Here is a 10952-nt window from a genome sequence, read left to right on the forward strand (position 1 = left end):
GGTTGCAGGCCAAAGCGCCGTAGAATCCGCGCCGTTGGTGCTCGCGGCGTGGTTCACAGGCCGCAGTTCAACGGGAAGCAGGGACGCGGTGCCAGTGCCAGCCACAGTCACAGTCACCGTCCAGCCTGCGCTGCCCCCGCAACGGTCAGCGGCCGAATCCTTTGATTCACTCTCCATCACACAGTCACTGGGTGCCTTGAACAAGCGCCTGGGAAGGCTTTGGAGAGCGCGCCGCCAGCCCGGATACCGGCCAACACGGTGGTGGTGCGTGCCCTTGGGGGCCGTGCTGTCGTATTGCCCAATGTCGGCGGGGAAGCCGGCACGGGTCATTCTCTGCTCTGACTCCCATGAAGAATTTTCCACTTCCCGCACGCCTGGCCGTGCCCTTGAACTTGCGCCTTGGCGTGCTGGCACTGGCGGCCCTGACCGCCAGCACTGTCCACGCGCAAGAGGGCAGCGCAACCTTGCTGGCGCAGAACCTGCGCGCACCGTCTCTGGCCGATGTGGTGGTGGCTGCCACGCGCACGCCCCAGCCCCTGGCCGATCTGGTGGCCGATGTGTCCATCGTGGACCGCGAAACCATCGAGGCCAGCGGCGCCACCGGCCTGGCCGATGTGCTGGCGCGCTTGCCCGGCGTGGAAATCTCGCGCAATGGCGGCCCTGGAACCACTACCAGCGTGTTTTTGCGCGGTGCCGAGTCGCGCTTCACGGCGGTGTATATCGACGGCGTGCGGATCGATTCGCAGTCCACGGGTGGTGCTGGCTGGGAGGCCATTCCGCTGTCGCTGATCGAACGCATTGAAGTGCTGCGCGGCCCGGCAGGCGCGGTGTATGGCTCGGACGCGCTGGGCGGTGTGGTACAGATTTTCACGCGCCGGGGCGAAGCGGGTGTAGCGCCCTACGTGGGCGTGGGCGTGGGCAGCCGGGGCACGTACAAGATGGATGCTGGCATCAGCGGCGCCAACGGCACGCTGGACTACGCCCTGGGCATTGCACGGGATGAAAGCGATGGCTTCAACGCCCGCCCCATCGCCGGGCAAAACCCCGATGCCGATGGTTACCGCTCCACCTCCGGCAACGCGCGCCTGGGGCTGCAAATCAATGCTGCCCACCGCATCGAGGGCACGCTGCTGGCCAACGACATCAACAGCGGTTACGACAACGGCCTGGGCAAGGACGACCGCAACCAGCACCGGCTGCATGCCCTGGGCCTGCACTGGCAGGCGCAGTGGAGTGCCAACTACAAAACCCGCCTGTCCGTCACCGATGGGCGTGACCAGTATGAAACCTCGCCCTCGTCCTACCTGACCGAAACCAAGCTGCGCGGCTACCTGCTCCAGAACGAATGGCGCTATGGCGCGCACCAGTTCACCGCTGCGCTGGAACGGCGCGAAGACCACCTCACCAACGCCCCCATTGACCGCAGCCGATCGCAAGACGCGCTGGCCCTGGGATATGGCTACCAGGCCGGTGCGCACACGGTGCAGCTCAACGCGCGCCACGACTCCGACAGCGAATTCGGTGGCAAAGGCACGGGCAGCGTCTCGTATGGCTATGCCATCACGCCACAGTGGCGCGCTACGGCCTCGGTGGGCACGGCGTTCCGGGCGCCCACGCTCTACCACCGTTTCAGTGACTACGGCCTGGCATCGCTGCAACCCGAAACCAGCCGCAACGCTGAAATCGGCCTGCGCTGGGCCCAGGGCAGCAACACCTTCTCGGTGGTGGCTTACCGCAACCGCGTGCGCAACCTGATTGCCTACGGTGCTGCGGGCAGCTGCGTTTCCCCCTGGGGCTGCTACGGCAACACCGCCCGTGCCGTTTATGAAGGCGTGACGCTGGCGGGCGCCTACCGCATCGCTGGGGTGAACCTGCGCGGCTCCATCGACCTGCAAAACCCGCGCGATACCGCCACCGGCAAGCAACTGGCCCGCCGCGCCAAGCGCCACGCCACGCTGGGCGCCGACACGCAATGGGCTGGCTGGACGCTGGGCGCCGAGGTGCAGGCATCGGGCCAGCGCTTTGACGAAGCGGCCAATACCCGGGTGCTGGGAGGCTATGGGCTGGTCAACCTGTACGCCAGTACCCGCCTGGCGCGCGACTACACCGTGCTGGTGCGCCTGGACAACCTGGCCGACAAGGACTACCAGCTGGCGCGCACCTACGCCACCGCAGGCCGCACGTTCTATGTGGGCCTGAAGTGGGCGCCCCAGTGACCTGAACCCGCAAAGCACCGCCGCACCATGACCGCCACCCCCCGCTGTCCCGCCCTGCTGATTGCCGCCCCGGCATCGGGCCAGGGTAAAACCACCGTCACGGCTGCCTTGGCACGCCTGCATACCCGCCAGGGGCGGCGCGTGCGCGTGTTCAAGTGCGGGCCGGATTTTCTGGATCCGCACTGGCACCAGCTGGCCAGCGGTGCGCCGGTTCACCAGCTCGACGGCTGGATGACCGGCCCCGCCGACATGGCCGCGCGCCTGCACGCCGCCGCGCAAGAGTCCGACCTGATCCTCATCGAAGGCGTGATGGGCCTGTTCGATGGCACGCCCAGCGCCGCCGATCTGGCCGCGCGCCTGGGTGTGCCGGTGCTGGCGGTGGTCGATGCGGCGGCCATGGCGGGAACGTTTGGCGCGCTGGTCTATGGGCTGGTGCACTACCAGCCGGGCCTGCGCTGGGCCGGTGTGCTGGCCAACCGCGTGGCCAGCCAGCACCACGCTGATTTGCTGCGCGCTGGCCTGCGTGAGCCCGCGCTGTGGCAAGGCGCGCTGGCGCGGGTGGAGCAGGGCCCGGACAAATCCCTGCTGCCCGAGCGCCACCTGGGCCTGGTGGCCGCACACGAGCTGCACGATGCCCTAGAGCGCCTGGACGCTGCCGCCGATGCGCTGGCCGCCACCGCGCTGGGCCAGCGCTCCTGGGCCGACTGGCAGGATTGGGCCGTGGAGTTTCCCGCGCCCGGCCCCGACATCGCCGCCGACGAGCCCCCCGGCCCCTGGCTGCAAGGGCGCACCGTGGCCGTGGCGCGCGATGCCGCCTTCAGCTTCATCTACCCGGCCAACCTCGATTGCCTGGAGGCCATGGGCGCGCGGCTGGCATTTTTCTCGCCGCTGGCGGGCGATGCCTTGCCAGTGTGCGATGCCGTCTGGTTGCCCGGCGGCTACCCTGAACTGCACGCGCCAGCCCTGCGCGCCAACCAGACGCTGCAAGACGGCCTGCGTGCGCACATCGCCGCTGGCCTGCCCGTTTGGGCCGAATGCGGTGGCATGGTGGCGCTGTGCGAAGGCATTACCGACCGCGACGGCCAGTTCCAGCCGCTGTGGGGCCTGTTGCCCGGGCGCGCCACCTTGCAGCCGCGCCTGGCCGGGCTGGGCATGCAGCAGCTGGCCACCGACCAGGGCTTGCTGCGCGGCCACACCTTCCATTACTCGCGGCTGGACAGCGCCATGCCCGAGCTGGCGCGCAGCAGCCGCCCGGGCCAGCCCGCGCAGGCCGACAAGGGCGAAGCGCTGTACCGCCACGCCAGCGTGCAGGCCAGCTACTTCCACGCCTGGTTTGCCTCCCACCCGCGCGCCGTGGCCGCGCTGCTGGGCGCATTTGCATGACGGCCACCCCCAGCCCCATTGCCCGCAGCGAGCTGATTCTGGGCGGGCAAAAAAGCGGTAAATCGCGCCGTGCCGAGTTGCTGGCGCGCGATTGGTTGGCCCAGTCGCCGCAGCACAGTGCGCTGTTGATTGCCACCGCCCAGCCCTGGGACGACGAGATGCGCGCGCGCATCCAGCGCCACCAGCGCGACCGCGCCGCGCGCGTGCCCGGTCTGGCCACCTTGGAGGAGCCGCTCGACCTGGCCGCCGTGCTCCAGCGCGAGAGCACACCGCATACCCTGATCGTGGTGGACTGCCTGACGCTGTGGCTGACCAACTGGCTGATGCCCGCCGATAGCGCAGCGCTGCCGCTGGCAGAAAATTCAGAGCCAAATCCGACTCCAGTCCCCGCGTGGAAAGCGCAAGCAGCTCTCTTTTCAGGAGCGATTGCGCAGGCTCCCGGCCCCGTGGTGCTGGTGGGCAACGAGATTGGCCTGGGCGTCATCCCCCTGGGCCGGGAGGTGCGCGCTTTTGTCGATGCGCTGGGCCAGCTCAACCAGCAGATGGCCCAGGTGTGCGCGCGCGTCACCCTGATGGCGGCGGGCCTGCCGCTGACCCTGAAAGACACCGCATGAAGCCCACCCCGCCCAAGCGCATCCTGATCGTGGTGGCCGTGCTGCTGGGTCTGTTGCTGCTGATGTTCAGCCTGGCCAACGCGCAGCCGCTGCCGCCAGCGCAGTCGGGCCAGCCCAGGCAGGCCAGCCAGTCACCGCAGCCCGGCCAGTCGGTGCAGCAGATGCAGCAGGTCCCGTCTGCCCCGCCAGCACCGCTTGCCCAGGCGCCTGCTTCGCAGCCGGTGCGCGTCATCGACGACCGGGGGCGCACCGTGGTGCTGCCGCGCGCGCCCCAGCGCATCGTCAGTCTGCTGCCCTCGCTGAGCGAAACCGTGTGCGCGCTGGAGCAATGCCAGCGCCTGGTGGGCGTGGACCGCTACTCCAACTGGCCCGCCCACCTGACCCAACTGCCCCAGGTGGGCGGTGGCCTCGACCCCAACATCGAGGCCATCGTGGCCCTGCGCCCCGAGGTGGTGCTGATGGCCACCTCCTCGCGCGCAGCGGCGCGGCTCGAAGCCCTGGGCGTGCCCGTGGTGGCGCTGGAGCCCAAAAGCCATGCCGATGTGCAGCGCGTGCTGGGCAAGGTCGGCCAGGTGCTGGGTGTGCCCGATGCCCAGCGCGTCTGGCGCGTGATCGATGCCGGGGTGCAGGCGGCGGCGCAATCGGTGCCGCCAGAAGCGCGCGGCGCGCGGGTGTACTTTGAGGTGAACCGGGGGCCTTACGGCGCGGGCGCCAGCTCGTTCATTGGCGAGACGCTCACCCGCCTGGGCGCGCGCAACATCCTGCCTGCCGCGCTGGGGCCGTTTCCCAAGCTCAACCCCGAGTTTGTGGTGCGCGCCAACCCCGACATCATCATGGTGGGCGCGCGCAGCGTGGAGGGCCTGGCCGAGCGCCCCGGCTGGCATGCCCTCACGGCCCTGCGCCAAGAGCGCCTGTGCGTGTTCACGCCCACCGAATCCGACGTGCTGGTGCGCCCCGGCCCGCGCATGGCCGAAGGCGCCCGCCTGATGGCCCGCTGCCTCAGTGACAAGGCGCCGCGGCCGCAGGCGCTGCGTGCCGGTGCAGCGGTGCAAGCGGGGCAGGGTGCATCCGCTGCGGCTTCTGCCAGCACGGCCCCGGGTGTGCCTGCGCGATGAGCCAGCCTCTTTCCTTGGGCGAGGGCGCCCGTGCCGAGGCCACTTCGGGCGCTAGCGCTGGTTCAGGCGCAACGTCCCGTGGTGCCAGTGCGCGTGCGCATCTGGCAAGTACGGGCGCACCGGGTGTTTCCGTCCACCCCGTGATCGTGCGCGGGCGCTGGCTGGTGTGGGTGTTGCTCGGCGCCAGCGCCTTGCTGATTCCTTTGGGCACCGCGGTGGGCAGCATGGGGCTGGAAAACCTCTGGCCTTGGCTGTGGCCGCACAGCCTGGATGCCGCTGATCCCACCGCCAGCGCCCAGCGCGCCATGGCCTGGCAAATCGTCACCGATATCCGCCTGCCGCGCACCCTGGGCGCGTGGATGGCGGGCGCGCTGCTGGGGCTGGCGGGCGCGGTGGCGCAGGGGCTGTTTCGCAACCCGCTGGCCGATCCGTACCTGCTGGGCAGCGCCTCGGGCGCCTCGCTGGGCGTGGCGGCGGCGCTGGCGCTGATGGGTGGGGGCAACGCGCTGGTGGGCGGCGCAGGGGCGGCGGTGGCCGTGTCGGTGTTTTCCAGCCACTGGCTGGTGCGCCTGGGGCTGACCGGGGCGGCGTTTGTGGGCGCCGTCCTGGCCGTGCTGCTCACGCTGGTGCTGGCGCGCGGCGTGCAGCACACGCTGCGCCTGCTGCTGGCGGGCGTCATCGTGGGCGTGGTGCTGGGGGCGTTCACGTCGCTGATTTTGCTGCTCTCGCCCGATGCCATGCAGGCCATGCAGGCGTTTTTGCTCGGCTCCACAGGCTTTGTGGGCTGGACATCGTGCCTGCTGATGGCGGGCGTGTGGCTGCTGTGCCTGCTGGCGGCGCTGGCGCTGTCGCGCGTGCTCGATGGGCTGGCGCTGGGCGAATCCACCGCCCACAGCCTGGGCCTGCCGCTGGCGCCGCTGCGTGCCGCGCTGGTGGCCGTGCTGGCGCTGGCCACCGGCACTGCCGTGGCGCAGACCGGATTGATCGCTTTTGTCGGCCTGGCCGCGCCGCACCTGGTGCGCGCCGTGGCCCCTGTACCGCACCAGCGCCTGATGGTGCTGGCCAGCCTGATGGGCGCCGTGCTGCTGGCCAGCGCCGATTTGCTGGCGCGCGGCCTCATCGCCCCGCAGGAGCTGCCCGTGGGCGTGCTCACGGCGGTGCTGGGCGGCGGCTATTTGCTCTGGCTGATGCACCGGCGCACCGGGGCAGGGGGCTTGTAATGCACACCACGACTATGATTTTGATAGCTGCTAGCGCCCGCCACACAAGGGCTATAGGTCAAAAAAGCCAAAAATTTGGCGCGGCGATGTACCTGCGGTGGCGCCCATGGTGAGCAGCCCCTCTGCTGCGCCCGCCAGCGCCCTCAGCGCCCACGCCATCACGGCCCACATGGGGCCGTGCGCCATCCTGCACGACATCCACCTGGCGCTGGCGCCGGGGCGCTGGACGAGCATCGTCGGCCCCAACGGCGCGGGCAAATCCACCCTGCTGCGCGTGCTGGCCGGGCTGCAATCCTGCACCGGCAGCGTGCAGCTGCTGGGCCGCGCGCTGGCCGACTGGCCCCGCCGCGAGCGCGCGCGCACGCTGTCGTGGCTGGGGCAAAACGAAAGCGCCGCCGACGACCTGACCGTGTACGACGTGGCCATGCTCGGGCGCCTGCCGCACCAGGCCTGGCTGGCCCCGCCCAGCAGCGCCGACCACGCCGCCGTCGAGCAGGCCCTGCGCGCCACCCAGGCCTGGGACTGGCGCACGCGGGCGCTGGGTCAGCTCTCGGGTGGCGAGCGCCAGCGCGTGCTGCTGGCGCGCGCCCTGGCCGTGCAGGCGCAGGTGCTGCTGATGGACGAGCCCCTGGCCAACCTCGACCCGCCCCACCAGGCCGACTGGCTGCTGCTGGTGCGCGAGCTGGTGGCGCACGGCCACACCGTGGTCAGCGTGCTGCACGAAGTCTCTTTTGCCCTGCAAGCCGACGACGTGGCCGTGCTGGCCGCCGGGCGCCTGCGCCACCACGGCAGCACGCAAGACGCCGCCACCCACCGCGCGCTGGAGCAGGTGTTTGACCAGCGCATCGCCATCACCCAGGCCGCCGGCATGTGGCTGGCGCTGCCCCGGCTGGAGCGGCCAGCAGCGCCCGCGCCCAGCGCCGCAGCGCCTGTGTCGGCCTGAATCGACACGCACCCGCATCGCATTGCACTGAACCGCACACGCACACGCACCTATTTTTGGAGTCCCCATGCAGATCGAAACCCCACCCCAAGACAAGCCCTACGACAAACCCGAAGGCGAGCGCCGGGGCCTGGTCATCGTCAACACCGGCGACGGCAAAGGCAAAAGCACAGCCGCGTTTGGTCTGGCGCTGCGCGCGCACGGGCGCGGCAAGGCCGTGAAGATTTACCAGTTCATGAAAGTGCCCACCGCACGCTTTGGCGAACACCGCATGTTCGAAAAAATCGGCATCCCCATCGAGGGCCTGGGCGACGGCTTCAGTTGGAAAAGCCAAGACCTCGAACACTCAGCCCAGCTGGCCCGCGACGGCTGGGAAAAAGCCCGCGCCGCCATCCTCTCGGGCGAGTATTTTCTGGTGGTGCTGGACGAAATCACCTACCCGCTGATTTACGGCTGGCTGGCGCTGGACGGCGTGCTCGACACGCTGCGCAACCGCCCCAAAGACGTGCATGTGGTGTTCACGGGCCGGCGCTGCCCGCCCGAAATCATCGAACTGGCCGACACCGTGACCGAGATGACGCTGGTCAAGCACGCCTTCAAAGCGGGCATTCCGGCACAGCGCGGTATTGAGGATTGAGGCATGGCCTGCCCTGAGCCCGAACCGCCCGCGCACGCCTTCCCCGAGGCCGAGCAGCGCGGCGTGTACCGCGCCATCCACGAGCGCCGCGACATGCGCCACTTCAGCGGTGGCAGCGTCGCGCCCGAGGTGCTGCGCCGCCTGCTCGAGGCGGCCCACCACGCGCCCAGCGTCGGCTTCATGCAGCCCTGGCGCTTTATCCGCATCACCGATGCCGCCTTGCGCGCGCCGCTGCACGCGCTGGTCGAGCAAGAGCGCATCCGCACCGCGCAGGCGCTGGGCCAGCGCCAGGAAGAATTCATGCGCCTGAAAGTGCAGGGCGTGCTGGAGGCCGCCGAGTTGCTGGTGGTGGCCCTGGCCGATGGCCGCGAGCAGCATGTGTTTGGCCGCCGCACCCTGCCGCAGATGGATGTGGCATCGGCCAGCTGCGCCATCCAGAACCTGTGGCTGGCCGCGCGCGCCGAAGGGCTGGGCATGGGCTGGGTGTCGATTTTTGACCCGCTGGCGCTGGCGCAGCTGCTGGGCCTGCCCGCAGGTGCCGAGCCCATCGCCCTGCTGTGCCTGGGGCCGGTGCAGGCGTTTTACGACCAGCCGATGTTGCAGCGCGAGCGCTGGGCGCAGCGCGCGCCGTTGGAATCACTGGTGTTTGACAACACCTGGGGCCATGCCAGCGCGCTGTGGGCCGAGCCACCCGCCGGAGCCGCCGGTGTCTGAGTGGCTGGGCTGGTGCGCCCCCCCGTGGGCGCTGGGCGGGGCCACCGTGCCCCTGGCGCTGCTGGTGGCGCTGGTGGCCGACCGCCTGCTGGGCGAGCCGCCCGTGCGCTGGCACCCGGTGGTGTGGATGGGGCAGGCGCTGGGCTGGGCAGGCCAGCGCGTGGCCCCAGTTGCCGACACCGGACGAGATTGGAAGTCTTTTTGGCTTGGAGCGCTGGCGTGGTGCGCGCTTGCAGCTATTATTTTGATAGCTTTTGTGGCGCTGCAAGCGGCGGTGCTGGCCGCGTTGCCCGCCGCACCCGGCCTGGCCCTGATGGCTTGCACGCGCGACACGCTGGAAGGCCCCGGCGTGGGACTGCTGGGCGCCACGCTGGTGCGGGACGTGCTGCGCCTGCTGCTGGCCAGCGTGCTGCTGGGCCTGCTGCTCAAGCCGCTGATGGCGCTGGCGCTGCTGCAAAGCGAGGTGCGCGCCGTCGAGGCCGCGCTGGCCGAATCGCTGGACGCGGGCCGTGCGCGCCTGGCCTGGCTGGTCAGCCGCGATGTCACGCAGCTCAGCGCCGACGAAGTGCGCCAGAGCGCCATCGAATCGCTGGCCGAGAACTTGAACGACTCGGTGGTGGCGCCGCTGTTCTGGTTTGTGGTGGCTGGTTTGCCCGGTGCTGCGCTGTACCGCCTGGCCAATACGGCCGATGCGATGTGGGGCTACCGCAGCCAGCGCGATGGCCGCTACTGGGAATGGGCGGGCAAATGGGCCGCCCGCGCCGACGATGTGCTGTCGTGGTTGCCCGCGCGCATCACGGCGCTGCTGCTGGCGCTGGTGGCGGGCGGCGTGCCGCTGCGCGCGCTGGCGCAGGAGGCGCGCAAAACGCCATCGCCCAACAGCGGCTGGCCCATGGCCGCTATGGCGCTGGCGCTGGGCGTGCGCCTGTCCAAGCCGGGCACCTACTGCCTGCACGCCGAGGGCCGCGCGCCCACGCCGCAGGATGCGCAGCGGGCACAGAAAATGGTATCTAAAGTGGCTCTGGCCCTGGCGGGGTGCGCGCTGGCAGCTCTTGTTTTGATAGCTATGAACGGAATGCGCCATGCTTGATGGTTTGCCCGTCCACGGCGGCACGGATGCGCAGGGCGCGGCGCGCTACGACTTTTCCACCAACAGCAACGCGTGCGGCCCGTGCCCGCACGCGCTGGCCGCTGTGCAGCAGGCCGACGCCAGCCGCTACCCCGACCCGGCCTACACCGCGCTGCGCCAGCGGCTGGCCGCCTTCCACGGCGTGGCGCCCGCGCGCATTGCCCTGGCCGCCAGTGCCAGTGAATTCATCTTCCGCATCACCGCCTGGGCTGCGCGCCAGGGCGTGCGCCAGGTGCTGCTGCCGCCCCATGCCTACGGCGACTACCGCCAGGCCGCGCAAGCCTGGGGGCTGGAGGTGCGGCTGCAACCAGCCGATAGCGTTGCATCTGCTGCGCTGGCCGATGGCGTTGCGCCCGCCGCCCCGCGCTTGCTCTGGGCCTGCGATCCGGCCAGCCCGCTGGGCCACGCGCCGCAGGGCTTGTCAGCGTGGGCGGGGCCATGCGGGCCAGCGCCAGGGCAGGCCGTGGGCGTGCTCGACTGCGCCTATGCGCCGCTGCGCCTGTTGGGCCAGCCTGCGCTGACCAGCGCCGAGCGCGAGTGTGTCTGGCAGCTTTTCAGCCCCAACAAGGCCCTGGGGCTGACGGGCGTGCGCGGCGCCTACGCCATCGCCCCTGTGGGCGCCGAGGCGGCGGTGCAGGCGCTGCAAGCGCTGTGTCCCTCGTGGCCGCTGGGCGCACACGGCGCCGCCATGCTGCACGCCTGGTGCGACGACGCCAGCCAGCACTGGATGGCCAGCGCGCTGCACACCCTGCGCGCCTGGAAAGCCGAGCAGATCGCCCTGTGCCAGCAACTGGGCTGGACGGTGCTGCCCAGCGTGGCCAACTTCTTGTGCGTGCGCGATGTGCTAGCGCCCGTGGCCCGCGACCTGGCCTGTGCAGAGGCTGGCACGGAAGCCTCCTCCCCAGCTTGGCCCGCGCTGCTGGCGCACCTGCGCGCGCAGGGCATCAAGGTGCGCGACTGTGCCTCGTTCGGTTTGCCCGG

10 protein-coding genes and 1 riboswitch are annotated in these 10952 nt (G+C 70.4%); all 10 genes read left to right on the forward strand.

Going from position 1 to position 10952, the window contains the following annotated elements:
- Nucleotides 1–18: 18 nt before the first annotated feature.
- Nucleotides 19–269: riboswitch (cobalamin riboswitch) on the forward strand.
- A gap of 78 nt (nucleotides 270–347) precedes the next feature.
- A complete protein-coding gene (locus PHX69_RS01830) occupies nucleotides 348–2216 on the forward strand; it encodes a TonB-dependent receptor domain-containing protein (RefSeq protein ID WP_288042087.1) in 1869 nt (622 codons plus the stop codon).
- A gap of 27 nt (nucleotides 2217–2243) precedes the next feature.
- Nucleotides 2244–3599, forward strand: coding sequence for a cobyrinic acid a,c-diamide synthase CobB (locus PHX69_RS01835; protein ID WP_288042089.1), 1356 nt, complete (start codon nucleotides 2244–2246; stop codon nucleotides 3597–3599).
- Nucleotides 3596–4213: a bifunctional adenosylcobinamide kinase/adenosylcobinamide-phosphate guanylyltransferase gene (locus tag PHX69_RS01840; protein WP_288042090.1), complete on the forward strand. Its 618-nt coding sequence runs from the start codon at nucleotides 3596–3598 to the stop codon at nucleotides 4211–4213. Before PHX69_RS01835 ends, PHX69_RS01840 begins: the two co-directional genes overlap by 4 nt.
- A 161-nt stretch (nucleotides 4214–4374) precedes the next feature.
- Nucleotides 4375–5328, forward strand: coding sequence for an ABC transporter substrate-binding protein (locus tag PHX69_RS01845; protein WP_288042107.1), 954 nt, complete (start codon nucleotides 4375–4377; stop codon nucleotides 5326–5328).
- Nucleotides 5325–6548, forward strand: coding sequence for a FecCD family ABC transporter permease (locus tag PHX69_RS01850; RefSeq protein ID WP_288042092.1), 1224 nt, complete (start codon nucleotides 5325–5327; stop codon nucleotides 6546–6548). The genes PHX69_RS01845 and PHX69_RS01850 overlap by 4 nt, the downstream gene beginning before the upstream one ends.
- A gap of 106 nt (nucleotides 6549–6654) precedes the next feature.
- Entirely contained in the window at nucleotides 6655–7491 is an 837-nt protein-coding gene (locus PHX69_RS01855) for an ABC transporter ATP-binding protein (protein ID WP_288042093.1), read from the forward strand.
- 67 nt (nucleotides 7492–7558) lie between these two features.
- Complete coding sequence (gene cobO, locus PHX69_RS01860) at nucleotides 7559–8128, forward strand: cob(I)yrinic acid a,c-diamide adenosyltransferase (RefSeq protein WP_288042095.1); 570 nt, start codon at nucleotides 7559–7561, stop codon at nucleotides 8126–8128.
- 3 nt (nucleotides 8129–8131) lie between these two features.
- A complete protein-coding gene (bluB, locus tag PHX69_RS01865) occupies nucleotides 8132–8842 on the forward strand; it encodes a 5,6-dimethylbenzimidazole synthase (RefSeq protein WP_288042096.1) in 711 nt (236 codons plus the stop codon).
- Entirely contained in the window at nucleotides 8835–9932 is a 1098-nt protein-coding gene (gene cbiB / locus PHX69_RS01870; RefSeq protein WP_502958458.1) for an adenosylcobinamide-phosphate synthase CbiB, read from the forward strand. Before bluB ends, cbiB begins: the two co-directional genes overlap by 8 nt.
- The coding region (locus tag PHX69_RS01875; RefSeq protein ID WP_288042098.1) for an aminotransferase class I/II-fold pyridoxal phosphate-dependent enzyme at nucleotides 9925–10952 on the forward strand (1028 nt) is incomplete at its 3' end. The genes cbiB and PHX69_RS01875, both read left to right, overlap by 8 nt.

This window comes from Simplicispira sp. (assembly GCF_028687295.1).
Classification (GTDB): domain Bacteria; phylum Pseudomonadota; class Gammaproteobacteria; order Burkholderiales; family Burkholderiaceae_C; genus Simplicispira; species Simplicispira metamorpha.

What these genes read in the sequence shown, in the direction of transcription:
- PHX69_RS01830 (WP_288042087.1), top strand. Translation starts at nt 348, where the DNA reads ATGAAGAATTTTCCACTTCCCGCACGCCTGGCCGTGCCCTTGAACTTG.
- PHX69_RS01835 (WP_288042089.1), top strand. Translation starts at nt 2,244, where the DNA reads ATGACCGCCACCCCCCGCTGTCCCGCCCTGCTGATTGCCGCCCCGGCA.
- PHX69_RS01840 (WP_288042090.1), top strand. Translation starts at nt 3,596, where the DNA reads ATGACGGCCACCCCCAGCCCCATTGCCCGCAGCGAGCTGATTCTGGGC.
- PHX69_RS01845 (WP_288042107.1), top strand. Translation starts at nt 4,375, where the DNA reads ATGCAGCAGGTCCCGTCTGCCCCGCCAGCACCGCTTGCCCAGGCGCCT.
- PHX69_RS01850 (WP_288042092.1), top strand. Translation starts at nt 5,325, where the DNA reads ATGAGCCAGCCTCTTTCCTTGGGCGAGGGCGCCCGTGCCGAGGCCACT.
- PHX69_RS01855 (WP_288042093.1), top strand. Translation starts at nt 6,655, where the DNA reads ATGGTGAGCAGCCCCTCTGCTGCGCCCGCCAGCGCCCTCAGCGCCCAC.
- cobO (WP_288042095.1), top strand. Translation starts at nt 7,559, where the DNA reads ATGCAGATCGAAACCCCACCCCAAGACAAGCCCTACGACAAACCCGAA.
- bluB (WP_288042096.1), top strand. Translation starts at nt 8,132, where the DNA reads ATGGCCTGCCCTGAGCCCGAACCGCCCGCGCACGCCTTCCCCGAGGCC.